This window comes from Planococcus sp. YIM B11945 (assembly GCF_050864155.1).
Taxonomy (GTDB): domain Bacteria; phylum Bacillota; class Bacilli; order Bacillales_A; family Planococcaceae; genus Planococcus.
Map to the genome: position 1 here is coordinate 418,383 of NZ_JBOZWR010000004.1, position 14,813 is coordinate 433,195.

Below are 14,813 nucleotides of genomic sequence, written 5' to 3' on the forward strand. Positions count from 1 at the left end.
TTCGCAGCAGCCATAAAAGGAAAAGCCGTTAATACGTATACACTTCAGCAATCAGCCTGCCGGGTTCAGTCGGCCAGTAAAGATGTCCTGTCGCCGCTACGTAGCCATTGTCAAACGGACTGAGCAGTTCTTCTGTTACCTTCCCGTACAGGTTCATGATGGAGCCGATCAAGTCGCCTTTTTTCAGCACCGAGCCGACTTCGCAAGCGGGAACAAACAAGCCGCCTGCACCCGAGAAAAAGAAATGCGCTTTTTTGTAAACCGTATATTTTTCCTGGACCGGCGCCTCGCCCGGAATCATCTCAAGAGCTTTCATCGCATTTTCAATCGCCATCTTATAAAGCCGTTCATGCTCTTCGCTTACCGTTCCGCCGCCAACCTCTACCGTTACGTTAGGGATTCCGTGTTTCAATATATGGGCCGTCCCAATTCCTTGGCCGACCTCATCTCCAACCGAATTCCAAATCACTTCGGTCCCCATCCGTTCTGCCAGCCACAACGATCTTTTTGCGGCTTCGGAATCATCATCTTTGCAAATGACGAAATACGGAACGTGAAGGGCGTTGCCGCCGGAATGAAGATCGATTACGTAATCCGCCGTTTCCGTGATGGTCTTAAGCAAGATATGGGCCAAGCGCTGGCTGTAGGTTCCTTCCGGATGCCCCGGGAAAATGCGGTTCAAGTTGGCGCCGTCTAGAGGCGAAATACGGCTATGCCCTTTAAATGAAGGCAAATTCGTTACCGGAACTCCGATAAACGTACCTTTCAATTGAGAAACGTCCAATTCCTGGAAAAAGCGGATAATTGATGCCGCTCCGCCGTATTCATCCCCATGGATGCACCCTTGCACCCAGAAGGTGGGCCCTTCCTCGTTCCCTGCTGCTACCAGCAAAGGAACTTGGAAAGAAGCACCGTCCGTATCGGTTAAAACCTGTAAATGACCTCGTGTTTTTTCTCCAGGAATCACTTCTGCTGTGCCAATTGTCTTCATCGAATTCCTCCTCAATTGTTTTATTGTTTAGTAAATGATGCATCCCGAACGATGACATATTCATCAAGCCGCGGCGTGAAGCCTTCCACACCTTTGCGTACCCCCACCATATGCGGCTCATAATATAACGGGAATGTGGCTTTGTCTTCATAAAGAATCGTTTGTATTTCTTTGTAAACTTCAGCTGCTTCTGCGTCGTCGATTGTTTGGATCGCTTTGTCCATCAGTTCATCAACTTTCGGATTTGAATAGCCGCCTTCAGCATTTTCAGAATAGTAATAGCCGTCATAATGCGTGTTTGGATTGATCGTTAAGTCGGCCACCCCAATATAGTAGAAATCATAGGCGCCTTCATCCATCTTCGGAACATACGAGCTGAACTCAAGCGTTTCCAATTCTACGTTTATGCCTACGTCTTTCAGCATCCCAGCTGTCGCTTCCCCGATTTGTCTATCCATCGCATAGCGTCCAATTGGCGCTCCCATTTTGATTGGCGAACCATCATATCCCACTTCTTTCAACAACTGCTTCGCTTTTTCAGGATCATAAGGGTAAACTGGAAGATCCTCGTTAAAGCCGATAGTTCCAGGAGGAGACACAGAAGAAGCCGCTATTGTATTGCCGCCTAAAATATTTTTCACCAATGATTCCCGGTCAATAGACAATGAAATAGCTTCACGAAATTTTTGTTCTGCCATCCATTTGTTTTTAAAGTTCGCGACGAACATGTTAACCCGGAGCGTTTCTGTAATGAAAACTTCCAAATTTGGATCGTTTTTCACTGTTTCGATTTTATCGGCAGAGATGTTTTCAGCGATTTGAACATCGCCTCGTTGAAGTGCAGCTAATCGAACCGCGTTTTCAGGCATAATCCGGAACTGGATCGATTCGGTTACACCGGGTTCACCCCAATAATCTTCAAAACGCTTTAATTTAACGTTGTTGTTGGCTGTGTATTCGACCACTTCATACGGGCCGGTTCCAACGGGTTTCGTATTAAACTCGTCTCCAAGTTCCTCAACAGCTTTCGGTTCTACGATCGGCACTTGAGTCAGCGAACTTAACAAGCCGCGCGTCGGAGTTTTGGTTTTAATGATAACCGTTAAATCGCCTTCGGTTGTCACTTCTTCAATATCGCTGAGCCATGTGACCATCGGCGTATTAAAATCAGGATCTTGAATGGATTCAAGTGTGAACTTAACCGCTTCTGCAGTAAGCGGTTCGCCGTTATGGAATTTTACTCCCTCACGCAGCGTGAACTTCCAAGTCAGTTCATCGACGTTCTCGTAGCTTTCTGCCAAAACGCCTTCAATGCTTACTTTTCCATCTTCGATTTTCCGGAAAACAAGCGGTTCAAAGATGTGGGAATTGATGCTGTACCCTGGTCCTGACCATGTTTTCCGTGGATCAAGAGTCGTCGGGTCAGCCCCAGTCGCGATAACTAATTCTTTCGCTTCGGCGCCCTCGCTTCCGGATTCGGTTGAACTTCCTCCTCCAACCGCTGAACATGCAACCAATGAAAAGGCAACGAGAAGTAAAAATATGGGCAGAAGAATCTTTTTCATCATTAGTCATAACCCCCTGTTTTCAAATGTGTGCTGATTAGCGGTTAGTAAAATTCCAATTTCAGTTGTCCTATCTTGAGAGTTCCGAGGCGAAATAAGCTACTTTGTCTCCTGTCGTGACGGCCTGATTGCCCGCCATTGGATAAGCGATGATCATTCCATCCACCGGGGCATTCATTTGCTCGATTACTTCTCCCCAAGGATTGAGGACTTCAGCGAAGACTTCATTTTTTTCGACGCCTTCGCCTATGTTTTTTCTGAAATAAACAAACCCTCCTTTGTTTGCCAGATAGGACGTATACAAAAGCTTACTATTATATGGAATTGCATCTGGAAGCGTTTCAGGTTCTCCTTCAAGCAGGCCAAGAAATTTCATCACGTTTTTTGTGCCGATGACTCCCGCTATTGCCGATGGATCGAATCGGCGGGAAAAAACGAGTTCTGGCGTAATTGCCGGTTTTCCAATCGAAGACAAATAGCCGCTGAATGTTCCCGGGATGTGAGCTGCGGACGTTACGGTAATGGCGCCGAACGCCTTTGCCATCGCCCATGATTTTTCTTGCACGTGCTCGTCTCCGCCGGCATCCACGATTGTGAACACTTCGGAGGGGGGATTGCAGGAATGATAATCAATGACGAAATCCGCTTTTGAAACCAGCCGCTCCACCACCAGGTTGGCAATTCGCTGGCTGATCGTGCCATTGGGATTCCCCGGAAAAACCCGGTTCAGGTCTGCTGAATCCTGCGGTGTAAACCGGTTGGATACGCCAAAAGCAAAGGGATTTACGATCGGAACTGCTACAACTCTTCCACGGACTTGCTTAAAATCCAGCTCTTCGTACATCAATTTTCTGATGACGTCGTAGCCGCCCACTTCAATGCCGTGAAGAAGCGCTGTCAATAAAAGCGTTGGCCCTGAACCGCTTCCTTCTCCGACAATAACGGGCATGTAAATTTCAGTGCCGTCTGAAAAACTTCCGATAGAAATGCGAGCGGCGTGAACCTCACCTTTTTGAAGCTGCAGCTCGTCCAGCGTTTTGATTGTCTGCATTGAAGCATCCCTTCTTTCATCTTGGAATTTATGGAGAAATCCTTGCTTATCGCGGATCCAGCACATCACGAAGGCCATCTCCGAAAAGGTTGGCGCTCATTGCGACGAGCATCAACATGACGCCTGGATAAATGGCAATCCACCACGCATCTGTCATATACTCTCTTCCGTCGGCGAGCATGGCGCCCCAAGTCGGTTCACTGGTCGGTACGCCCAACCCGAGAAAACTCAAGGAAGATTCAGCAATAATCAAAGTGGCTACTTGAAAACTGGCTACGACGATAAAAGGAGAGATGATATTCGGCAAAATCTGCCGGAATAATATGAAGAATTGTTTTGTCCCGGCCGCTTTGGAAGCTTCGATAAATTCTAAGTATTTGACCGAGAGCACTGAACTTCGCACCACTTTGGCGTAGGAGATCCAACTGGTGACGGACAACACCAATACAACGTTCATGATGCTTGGCCCAAGAATCGTAACCATCGTAAGCGCCAGCAGCAAAAACGGAAACGCCAATTGCATGTCGACCAATCGCATCAACACACTGTCCACCCATCCACCGGCATAACCGGAAACCAGCCCGACGATCAAGCCGATTGCTCCTCCAATAAAAACAGCGCCTACAGCAACCATGATGGAGATGCGGGACCCGTAGATAACCCGGCTTAATACGTCGCGGCCGAGCTGATCGGTGCCAAGCAAATGCTTGATCCCTTCATCGCTCACCCAGCCCGGCGGCATCAACCTTCCGGCAATGTTTTGAGTGGAAGGATCCATCGGCACCAGCAGCGGAGCCAATATGGCAACAATGAGCGTCAGGACTAGGAAAATAAGCCCTGCAAATGCGGTTTTCCTTTTGCTGAGTTTTCGGAAAAACGTTTTCATCTTCTCACCCCCTTTTAAGAATCTACGACAATGCGGCGGTCAACTAATGCGTATACGATATCAACAATCAAATTGATCAAAACGAACACGACTGCTGATACAATAACCAGAGATTGAATCATCGGGTAATCCCGGAACTGGATCGACTGGACGGTGAGGAATCCGAGCCCTGGCCACGAGAAGATAAATTCGGTAATGATGGCTCCTCCAAGCAGCTGGCCTGTCTGGAGGCCGATCATGGTGATTGTCGGAATGAGCGCATTTTTGAATACGTGCTTGAACAAAACGTAGCCTTCCGGCAATCCTTTGGCATGTGCGGTTCTAACGTAGTCGTTGTTCAACACATCGAGTGTACTCGACCTCATTAAGCGGGCAATCAATGCCAGCTGGTAAACCGCCAGCGTGAAGGCCGGCAGGACAATGTGGCTCCAGGTTCCATAGCCCGAGGTCGGGAATAAGTTGAACTTAACTGCTACGAATAAAATCAACATCATCCCCAGCCAATAGCTCGGAACCGATTGTCCCAGGATGGCAAGAACGCTTACAAAGGAATCCGCAAACGAATTTTTCTTGACCGCAGCAATCATGCCTAGAGGCACCCCGATCACAATGGCGATGAACATCGCCCAGAAAACGAGAAGAGCGGTTGCCGGCAAATGTTCGAGGATGAGCTGCATTGACGGCAACCCCCGGCTCAACGAATCACCAAAGTCCAAGAAAACCATTTGCTTCATGTAATCTACGTACTGCACCCATATCGGAAGATTCAATCCCATGTCTTCCCTCATCTGATTGATCTCTGCATCCGTGGCATTTTCCGACAACATCAGCATTGCCGGATCTCCTGGTATGACCCGGAGCAAAACAAAGGCGATGGCAGAGGCGCCAATAAGAACAATGATTGAAGTTAAAAAGCGCTGAAAGATAAATTTCCCCATTTACATTTCCTCCTTAACGACCTAGAATCTTTAAAATCATGAAGCTTTTCCGTTTTAAACATCTTGTCTGGAATTGGAGAAGGCAAAACTTTTTGCATTAATCGATTAACTTATATTTAACACTAAGGAAACTGTCAGTTTGTTTTCGAATTTCCAAAAAGTTACTATTAGTTAATTCCTTAAAGAAACCATGTAACTGGAGAGTTGAATCAAATTTTAAAATTCGTTCTTTTCAGCTGGAGTTGATTTGCAGAAACAACGGTTTGCAGTTCTAAGCAATGATTCTTTTATCGAAAAAAAGTTGATTCTATCTTGTTTTTTCCAGTAAATTAACAATCTTCAACGCACATGATCTCAACTTCCTTTCTTTTAGGAATGTTTTTCATGGCTATTTTTATTTTCGAAAAACTCCTCATGTTTAACAAAAACATTTAATTATATTTGTTTTTTAAATATTCTAAATATTTATTAAAAAGAATCATATAATAAGTATTATTTTTATGCAAGATGTTTTTTTAAATTATAATTACTTTTTCGATTTTTTTTTGACAAGTAAATTAGATAGAAATTAGAGGCCAACTAAAAAAACCATCGCACATGAAGCGCGATGGTTTTTTTAGTTTTTCAAGAGTGCGAGCACTAATAGTTAGACCGGGATTTTTAATTAGTCACTAGAACGCATTTTTTTAATTGAGAGTTTTCTCTCACTTCTTCAAGACTTCGAGTTTTCACGGAGCGCCATATAATTGGTTTCTCCCATAAACAAACTATCGCCTATCCGCAAAATTGATGGCGTAACGGCCCAGAGCGCAACAGCTTCTGACTCCGTTTTGTTTTCCCAGCCGTGCGGGATGTTCCCAGGAAAATAAATGCTGTCGCCTTCTTCAAGATCACAGCTGTCATTGCCCAAGTAAATTGTGAGGCTGCCTTTTAACACATAGCCCACTTCTTCTCCAGGGTTCGTATACAATTTATCGCTTTTCCCGCCAGGCTCTACCGACATCAGGTGCATTTCAATTCCTTTGCTTTCCATTTCCGTTGGGGTCAACAAAAAAATATCGGTGCTTTCCGCTTTGCTTTTAAATCGTTTTCGTTTATTTTTCCGGACGATGTACTTTTCAGTTCCTTCTGTCTCCGCTTCTTCTTCTTCAAAAAATTCCACTAACGAGACTCCCAGTACACTGCTTATTTTTTTCAAGGTATTGATTGATGGATTGGCCATTCCCCGTTCAATCTGGCTGATAAAACTTGACGTGCATTCGACCATTTCTGCCAATTGTTTGATTGTCATGTCTTTTTCTTCTCTTAATGCCCGTATTTTCATTCCAAATTCCACAACATTTCCTCCTTGTACACTTAAGTGATCCATTAGTTTAACGTTGTTTTTGGCTTTTATCGGGTAACTTTTCTCATTTAACCGCCAAAACGAGTGTCTTAAAACGACTCTACCATACTTATGGACACTGCTCCTACTTAGCATTAAATTGATTTACTTAGCTGGCATCATTCGGCTTGATTTAATTTCACTTAAGTATATCTTAACTTCGGTTAATAAAGCATATAATATTCGTGCTTATTCTGCTTTAACTTTTTGCTTCCGAATAATTTATTCGAAAAAGTTAAATATTATTTAACAAAATATGTTGATTCTTAAATATAATTGTTGTATCATCAAAAATATTAAATATTCAAAATATTTAATGCTAAATAATATTAACAAAGATTTAATCGGGTTATCAACCTTTTTCAAATCCGAGTTAATTTTATTTAAGAAAACCCATTCGTCAGGAGGTGAGGACGACCCGATTTATGTGGCCTTCCATTATGGCTGACTTCTTGTTAAAATACCCTTCAAATTTTCAAACGCATAAGCTGTCTTTTTCAATTTCCACTAGTTCAAAACTGGAGCATTTTAATCAAAGAGGAGGAATTGGATTATGAAAACAATTGATACGGATACACGTACAGTCGGCACGGCATCCATTGTGCCGGGAGAAAAAACGCAGGGCTACATAAGAATCGGCAGCGATACGGATGGGTCCGCCTTCCAAGTGCCGGTGCTGGTGGCAGCCGGGAAAGAAACGGGGCCGACAATCTGGGTGCATGGCTGTGTTCATGGCGAAGAATACGGCGGCGCCGCTTCCATCATCCGCTTTTTTCAGGAACTGGATCCTGCAGCTCTTAAAGGCACGTTTGTCGCTTTGCCTGTAATCAACATTCCTTCCTTCAAAGACCGGAACCGGATCTCTCCACTGGACGGCGCCAACTTAAACCGGATCTTCCCGGGAAGCCCAAAAGGCACATACAGCCAACGTTTGGCACATACTATTCTTGAAACCATTGAAGCGACAGCGGATTATGTAATCGATTTGCATTCCGGCGGAATTGGCGCCAAAGTGCCGTTCTACATGATCGTTAAAGACAATGAAACGGAAGCTGCCCAAAAATCGATGTGGCTCGCCGAACGCATGGGCTCGAACGTCATTTGGCGCTCCGAAGGGGAAGCCGGCACCGACGGCACAATTACGTCGCATGTGATGAAACTGGGCGTCCCTACGGTAACGGTTGAATGCGGAGGCGGAAACGTCACCGAAGAGCACGAAGCTCAGTTTAAGTTGGCAATTGAAGGCGCCATGCAGGCCCTTGACATGATTCCGGGTGAAGCGCCGGTGCATCCGGAATACACAGTCATCAGCAATGCTGAATTCTTCTTCACCGGCGAAGGCGGCTTGTTCGTCCCAGCCTGCGATGTCGGCGACGTGTTGAACAAAGGCGATTTGATCGGCTCCATCATGAACCTGTACGGCGACGTTACGGAAGAGTTGCGCTGCAACCTCGACAACTCGTACATTGCTGCAGTTGGGCATCGCTACTGGCCGACCGAACCCGGCCAACTGATCGCAGAAGCGATTCCCGTTGAACAAGTTAAAAAATGATCTGCCTCCACGGCAAAAGCACCGCATCCGCGGTGCTTTTTGCTCGTTTTAAAACTATACACTAACGCTAGTGTCCGTGCTTTCTCCTATTTAAAAAGCAAATACTGTTTTCGTTTCGTATACTTCCCCTGCTGGCAAAATCGCATCCACGCTGCCGGGCGGAAGCTGGGTTTCAAGGCACAGCCCCAAATGTTTCCGAAATTGGCGGCCACGGATCGTGCCGTCGTCGCTTAGATTGTTTCCGGAATAAAAGACCACCGCCGGCTGATCGGTCTTCACTTCCAACCGGCGGCCGCTTTCCGGGTCCGCTACAACGATTTGCGGTTTATCGCCAGCCCCTAGCAGGTACGGATGATCATAACCGCCCGCCGCCTGAATTTGCGGATGGTTTGATCCCATTCCTTCCCCTACCCTGCGGCTGTTTCGGAAATCGAACACGGTGTTTTCGACCGGCCCAAGCTGTCCAGTCGGAACAAGCGATTGATCCAATTCCAGGAACTGGTCGCTGTTTATCGTTAATTCATGATTCAGCACGTCGCGTTTCAAATCGCCGCTCAAGTTAAAGTACGTATGATTCGTCAAGTTGACAAGCGTTTTTTTGTCCGCCTGTGCGCGGTATGCAATTGTCAATTCGTTTTGTTCGTTCAGCGTATAGGTGACAACGGTTTCGAGTTTTCCCGGAAATCCCTCTTCTCCGTCAGGACTCGTATAAGAAAACGCAACGACCGCGCGATCTTCCTGCAACTCGGCAGATGATGCCCAAACTCTCCGGTGAAAGCCCTTCGGCCCGCCGTGAATATGGTTGTCCCCATCGTTTTGCGCCAATACAAAATTGTTGCCATCCAGGCTGAATTCCGCATTTTCAATCCGTCCACTGATCCGCCCGATAACCGCCCCGAAAAACGACTCATCTTTTATATATTCTTCCAACGAATCAAAGCCAAGGACTACATTTTCCCGGATGCCGTTTTGATCCGGCACAATCCATTCGGTAATGATGCATCCGAAATCGATGCACGTGATTTCCATCCCGCTTTTATTCCGTAGTGTATGGGCTTTAACTGCCTGTCCGTTATAGTCTCCGTAGTGTTTTTCTAAGATTTCCATTTCCCCATCTCCTCGCCTTCTTGGGCCAACTATCCCTAGTATAGCGAATTTCGCAAATCTTCACACAGGCTTAATAGTGGCTTAACAATAATTTGAGATACTGGTAGTGAACAAGAAGGAAGGGAGAATCACAGATGAAAATTGCAGTGATTGGCGATTTGCATTATCCGGCATTGAACGACGGAATCGAACATATTGCAGAGGCGCGGGAAGCTTTTTACGAGACGTTTATGGAACGGTTTTTTTCGGTACCAGCAGACTTGTATGTTTCCATTGGTGATTTGACGAATTATGGCAAAGCTGAGGAACTCGAAGGCATCTACTCCATCATTCGTAAACACGGGAAACGATTTGTCCACGTGCTCGGCAACCACGACGTTTATGGCCTTCCGCGCAAGGAAGTGTTGGAAATTACGCAGCAGCAGCGCTTTCACCTTTTGGAAACAGAGGAAGCTATGCTTGCATTTATTGATACGACACGGGATCAGGACCGCGAAAATTGCGGAGGCATTCTGGATCCGATCCAGCAGGAATGGCTGGAATCGGTAGTGGAGTATTCCGAAGAAACACCGCTTTTGGTCTTTGCCCACCATCCGGTATATGGAACGACGACGAAATCGGAAGAGCCGATGCATTATATCCACCCGCATGTTTCCATACAGGAAATTCTTGCAGAAAAACAAGGGCCGGGATTGTTTGTAAATGGCCACAACCATTTTAACTCGATTGCGCTTCGGAAACGCTGGACGTTCCTGCAGATTGCCGCTGTCTTGGATGAGCAGGCAGCTCGCATTATTGAAGTTTCTGAGGCGATGATTTCGATCAATTCAATCGATTTGTCGGATCCAGTCTTGCGCGTGCAGGGACAAACCATCGGTGAGGCAATCAGCCATTTCAGGCTTATGAATTGCCAACTTGGCACTGAAGCGGACCTGCAGCATGTCATTCCATTGCCATCCCGTTCGGTTGTACAAGCAGCCAAGCAAGCGGCTGCCGTCACTCTAAAGTAAGCACAAAAACCTGACCCCGAATTGTTCGGCGCCAGGCAGTATACATAGAAGTTTATTTTTCTTGTTTGAGTGTCACCAAATGCCGCGGCGTTCGGTCTTCCAGCACCGCTGTTAAGTTCTCAACGGCCAAATCGGCCATTTTTTTTCGCGTTTTGATGCTGGCGCTCCCAATATGGGGCAAGGTGACCACGTTGGGCAGCGTCAGCAGAGGATGGTCCAACTCAATAGGTTCCTTTTCAAAAACGTCCAAACCGGCTGCCCAAATTTCATGATTGGCAAGTGCCTGATACAAAGCTTTTTCGTCCACAATTCCACCACGGGCAGTGTTCAGCAAAATGCTTGTTTCTTTCATCAAGGCGAGTTCATCTTCCCCTATTAAATTCTTCGTTTGAGGCGTCAAAGGCGTCATGATGCAAACAAAATCCGATTCCGTTAATAAAGTCTGGAAATCGGTATATTCGATGCCCAGTTCTTTTTCGCTTTCCGGTTTTCGGCTTCTATTGTGGTAAAGGATTTTCATATCAAATCCTTTTGCCCGTTTGGCGACCGATTCGCCGATCCGGCCAAGCCCGATAATCCCAAGCGTTGCCCCAAAGACGTCTTGTCCCGTCAACTGCATCGGAGACCATGTTTTCCACTCGCCGTTTTTCAAGTAATTTTCCGCTTCCGGAATTCGGCGGGCCGTGGCCATCAGCAAAGCAAACGTCAAATCGGCTGTCGTTTCGGTTAAGACGCCTGGCGTATTGGTGACGGCTATGCCGTTTTTCGAGGCAGCCGCTATGTCGATATTGTTATAGCCTGCTGCCATATTGCTTATGACTTTTAAGTTTTTGGCACAAGAAATCATTTCCTCATCCATTTCTTCTGTCAACAAACACAAAAGGCCGGACGCTTCCGCTAGTTTTTCTTTCAGCACGTCTCGCGGAATCGGCGCGTCTTCATGCGGCCATTCATCCACTTCGTACATTTCTCTCAGCTTATCCGATGCTTCTTTAGGCAGTTTTCTGGTGATGACGACTTTTTGTTTCATTTCTTCACTCCTTTCAATCGCTCTATGTATTGTTAAAGGCTTAGCTGAATCAGTTTGATCATTTGCGCCGTTTGGTTTTCTGCCCATTCAGCCGTATGGCGGAAAGCTTCCTCTAACTCGCACGGTTTGGGAACAATCGAAAACGCCGCAGTCAATCCTAGTTTTGTGCATTGTCCGGGAGACAATTCGAGCCCTCCACACAGGGCGAGCACGGGAATATTCCGGCTCTTTGCTTTGTTGCATACACCGGAAATGACTTTTCCTGAAAACGTTTGTTTGTCCAAGCGGCCTTCCCCCGTAATAATGAGGCTGACCTGTTTCAGGTGCTTGTCAAAATCCACTGCATCCATCATGATATCGATCCCGGGTTTTATTTGCGCGCCGCAAAAAACCAAAAGCCCGGCGCCCATGCCGCCTGCCGCCCCTGCACCGGGAGCGTTGACAATATCAACGCCTTTTTGTGCTTTTATGATTTCGCCGTAATTTAAAAGGGCTTGGTCCAAGTGGGCAATCATTTCAGCGGTGGCGCCTTTTTGCGGACCAAAAATAGCGGATGCGCCGTCATCGCCGCATAACGGATTTGTCACATCGCTGGCAACTAAAAACGTCGATTCGGAAATCCGGGCATCTAGGGCTGAATCGTCGAAGTGGTGCAAGTCCAACAATGCCCCTCCTCCTTCTGCCAATTCCACGCCTGCTTTGTCATAAAAGCGCACGCCCAGCGCTTTCAACAACCCGGTTCCGCCATCATTTGTGGCGCTTCCTCCCAAGCCGATGATAAAGTTTCTGTAGCCCTGGTCCAGCGCATCTTTGATCAATTCGCCCGTGCCGTAGCTCGAGGCAAGCAGGGGATTTCGCTCCGTTTCCTCAAGCAGCGGCAACCCGGAAGCTTGCGCCATTTCGATGACCGCTGTTTGGGTATCGTTTAAAACGCCGTAAGCCGCTGTGACCGGACGGCCGAGCGGGTCTTTTACGTTCACTTTTTTCGATGTGCCGTTTGTGGCATACAGGATGTTTTCCAATGTGCCCTCGCCTCCGTCTGCCAACGGGATTTCGTGGACAATGGCGTCCGGCACGACTTGATGAATGCCCTTTTTAACCGCCGCGCAAAGTTCGCGGGCCGAAAGCGATCCTTTAAACGAATCTGGTGTGACCAATATTTCCATGCTGCCCCTCCTCTTTAAAAATTAGAAGCTTTCGCCGCAAGAGCGGCGGACGACCAAGGACGGTTCAAATTGAATCGTTTCGGGCTCCCATTGTTCTTCTTGGCGGTTGGTTTTGATGCTTTGGATCAGCCGTTCCGCTGCTCCCCGCCCCATTTCATAAGCCGGCTGCTTGATCGTTGTGAGCGGCGGGCTTAGATGCTTCGACCATTCCGTTTCGTCATAGCCCAGCAAACTGATGTCTTCCGGCACTTTAATGCCCAATTCGCCGAGCGCATCCAAAATGACCAGTGTCAGCATGTTGTTGGTTGAAAAAATCGCGTCCGGTTTTTCGTCTCCCGCAAACAATTGCTTGATGTGCTCCAAACAATCGTCTTTGTTTTCAACGATTTTAATGAGCGAATCGTCTACTTCGAGGCCATGCTCCGTCAACGCTTTTTTATAGCCTTCAATCCGTTCTAAGCGCGGACTGATGCCGCTTGTCGGGTAAAGAAAGATGGCGATCTTTTTTTTGTTTAAGCTGACCAAATGATTGATGGCAAGCGTGGTTCCGCGGACGTTATCGACCACTACCGTGTCGGCGTTAAGGCCCGCCACTTTCCGGTTTAAAAAGACAAGCGGAAACTGTTCATCCACCAGTACGTTGAACAAGGCGTTTTCGCCATCCGCCGGGTTGATAATCATGCCGTCCAGCTGCCTCATTAAAAATTCTTTTACGTTGTTGCCTTCTTTTTCAATATCATCCCGCGAGTTGAGGATCAATAAGCTGTAGCCGGCTTCTTGGCACGCGTCCTCAATTCCTTCAAGCACGAGCAGCCAAAACGGGTTTTGCAGGTTTGCCAATATAAGGCCAATCGAATTGGTTTTCATTTGCTTCAGGCCTTTGGCAAGTGCGTTTGGCCGGTAATCCAGCGCCGAAATGGCATCCAGCACTTTTTGTTTTGTTTCTTCAGCCATATGGTGATAATTGTTGTTCATCACCCGAGAAACGGTAGATATCGATACGCCCGCAGCTTTAGCTACATCTTCAATGGTAATTTTTCTTTTTTGAGGGGTAAGTTGATCTCTCGGTTTCATGTTAATGAATTCTCCTATCGTAAAACGTTAAGTTGATTTTAACATGCAGGACTGCCGGCATTATGCCTTCTTGTCCACTAGTTGCGAAATAGCTGGCAACCAGTTTTTATTCAACTTATACAACTGAAATAAAGACCCTATAGAAAAGTTTCTATAGAGTCTTAGCTTTTCTTTATTCCGCTACTAATTGATAGCGGCGGGCTGAGTTGTAGATTTGTTTCGCTTTTTCAATGACGGGCCGGTCAATCATTTTTCCGTCCAGCATAAAGACGCCCGCACCTTTTTCTTCATTTTCCGAACGGTGCAGCACTTTCACGGCCCAGTCAATCGAGGATTGGGAAGGGCTGTATACTTCGTGGATGGTGTCAATTTGAATCGGATGGATGGCCAATTGGCCATTAAAACCAGCCGCTCTTGTCAATGTAGCCCGTTTCTTTAAGCTTTCGGCATTGTGGACGTCCGGGAAGACGGTATCGTATATGCCGCTGATGCCAGCTGCTTTTGCGTACATCACAATCCGGGACCGCGCATACAGCGCCTCTAATCCGGTTTCCGTAAGCGTCAAGTCCAAATCTACTGCAAAGTCGATCGCACCGAACGCCACGCCTGTCACATGGGGACTTTCAAATATTTCTTCGAGATTTTTTAAGCCGACTGCGGTCTCAATAAGGACGATAATCTCACCGGATTCGCCCATCAGTTTCCACGTTTCCGCTACTTGCTCGGCTGTTTCCGCTTTTGGCAGCATGACGCCTGCTACGTTTTCATGCCGGGCCAGTTGGACATCGTCGCTGTACCATACCGTATCATACTGATTGACCCGCAAAAAGATGGGTTTTTTCGGTTTTTCCGCAAGTTCCTCAAGCGCTTCGTTGATAACAACTTGGGCATGGGGTTTTTCGTCCATGTGGACCGCGTCTTCCAAGTCCCAAATCAGCGCATCGGCTTTGCTGTTGACCGATTTCAACATTTTTTCTTTTTGTGTTCCCGGAGTAAACATCAAACTTCTATAAATCATCGCTTATCCACCCATCCTAACAAAATGAATCTCTCATTTCT

At 46.8% G+C, this 14,813-nt stretch carries 13 protein-coding genes; 2 read left to right on the top strand and 11 right to left on the bottom strand.

What is annotated here, in order from left to right; genetic code table 11:
* Positions 1 to 28 precede the first annotated feature (28 nt).
* The 6 genes from ACRRQV_RS09990 to ACRRQV_RS10015 all read right to left on the bottom strand — a co-directional run bounded on the left by ACRRQV_RS09990 (position 29) and on the right by ACRRQV_RS10015 (position 6,767).
* Positions 29 to 991, bottom strand: a complete 963-nt coding sequence (locus ACRRQV_RS09990) for a succinylglutamate desuccinylase/aspartoacylase family protein (protein ID WP_432530293.1) — start codon at positions 989 to 991, stop codon at positions 29 to 31.
* A 20-nt stretch (positions 992 to 1,011) separates the two neighbouring features.
* Positions 1,012 to 2,559 carry an ABC transporter substrate-binding protein gene (locus ACRRQV_RS09995; RefSeq protein WP_432530295.1) on the bottom strand — a complete coding sequence of 516 codons (1,548 nt, stop codon included), beginning with the start codon at positions 2,557 to 2,559 and terminating at the stop codon, positions 1,012 to 1,014.
* A 67-nt stretch (positions 2,560 to 2,626) separates the two neighbouring features.
* Positions 2,627 to 3,607 (bottom strand): succinylglutamate desuccinylase/aspartoacylase family protein, encoded by a 981-nt coding sequence (locus ACRRQV_RS10000; RefSeq protein ID WP_432530297.1) that lies wholly within the window; start codon positions 3,605 to 3,607, stop codon positions 2,627 to 2,629.
* A 46-nt stretch (positions 3,608 to 3,653) separates the two neighbouring features.
* The gene (locus ACRRQV_RS10005) at positions 3,654 to 4,493 is read right to left on the bottom strand and encodes an ABC transporter permease (RefSeq protein ID WP_432530299.1); all 840 of its coding nucleotides are present in this window, start codon (positions 4,491 to 4,493) and stop codon (positions 3,654 to 3,656) included.
* A 14-nt stretch (positions 4,494 to 4,507) separates the two neighbouring features.
* Entirely contained in the window at positions 4,508 to 5,431 is a 924-nt protein-coding gene (locus ACRRQV_RS10010; RefSeq protein WP_432530301.1) for an ABC transporter permease, read from the bottom strand.
* A 712-nt stretch (positions 5,432 to 6,143) separates the two neighbouring features.
* Positions 6,144 to 6,767, bottom strand: a complete 624-nt coding sequence (locus ACRRQV_RS10015; protein ID WP_432530303.1) for a helix-turn-helix domain-containing protein — start codon at positions 6,765 to 6,767, stop codon at positions 6,144 to 6,146.
* A 601-nt stretch (positions 6,768 to 7,368) separates the two neighbouring features.
* Here ACRRQV_RS10015 and ACRRQV_RS10020 point away from each other — a divergent pair.
* Positions 7,369 to 8,367 (top strand): succinylglutamate desuccinylase/aspartoacylase family protein, encoded by a 999-nt coding sequence (locus ACRRQV_RS10020; RefSeq protein WP_432530306.1) that lies wholly within the window; start codon positions 7,369 to 7,371, stop codon positions 8,365 to 8,367.
* 90 nt (positions 8,368 to 8,457) lie between these two features.
* Here the strand turns inward: ACRRQV_RS10020 and ACRRQV_RS10025 are convergent, their stop codons facing one another.
* The gene (locus ACRRQV_RS10025) at positions 8,458 to 9,474 is read right to left on the bottom strand and encodes an aldose epimerase family protein (RefSeq protein WP_432530308.1); all 1,017 of its coding nucleotides are present in this window, start codon (positions 9,472 to 9,474) and stop codon (positions 8,458 to 8,460) included.
* A gap of 134 nt (positions 9,475 to 9,608) precedes the next feature.
* Here ACRRQV_RS10025 and ACRRQV_RS10030 point away from each other — a divergent pair, with 134 nt between their 5' ends.
* The gene (locus ACRRQV_RS10030; RefSeq protein WP_432530310.1) at positions 9,609 to 10,484 is read left to right on the top strand and encodes a metallophosphoesterase family protein; all 876 of its coding nucleotides are present in this window, start codon (positions 9,609 to 9,611) and stop codon (positions 10,482 to 10,484) included.
* Positions 10,485 to 10,536: 52 nt separating this feature from the next.
* Here the strand turns inward: ACRRQV_RS10030 and ACRRQV_RS10035 are convergent, their stop codons facing one another.
* The 4 genes from ACRRQV_RS10035 to ACRRQV_RS10050 all read right to left on the bottom strand — a co-directional run bounded on the left by ACRRQV_RS10035 (position 10,537) and on the right by ACRRQV_RS10050 (position 14,772).
* Positions 10,537 to 11,514: a 2-hydroxyacid dehydrogenase gene (locus tag ACRRQV_RS10035; RefSeq protein ID WP_432530312.1), complete on the bottom strand. Its 978-nt coding sequence runs from the start codon at positions 11,512 to 11,514 to the stop codon at positions 10,537 to 10,539.
* 32 nt (positions 11,515 to 11,546) lie between these two features.
* Entirely contained in the window at positions 11,547 to 12,680 is a 1,134-nt protein-coding gene (locus tag ACRRQV_RS10040) for a glycerate kinase (RefSeq protein WP_432530314.1), read from the bottom strand.
* 21 nt (positions 12,681 to 12,701) lie between these two features.
* Positions 12,702 to 13,754, bottom strand: coding sequence for a LacI family DNA-binding transcriptional regulator (locus tag ACRRQV_RS10045; protein WP_432530316.1), 1,053 nt, complete (start codon positions 13,752 to 13,754; stop codon positions 12,702 to 12,704).
* 172 nt (positions 13,755 to 13,926) lie between these two features.
* The gene (locus ACRRQV_RS10050) at positions 13,927 to 14,772 is read right to left on the bottom strand and encodes an HpcH/HpaI aldolase/citrate lyase family protein (RefSeq protein ID WP_432530318.1); all 846 of its coding nucleotides are present in this window, start codon (positions 14,770 to 14,772) and stop codon (positions 13,927 to 13,929) included.
* Positions 14,773 to 14,813: the final 41 nt, after the last annotated feature.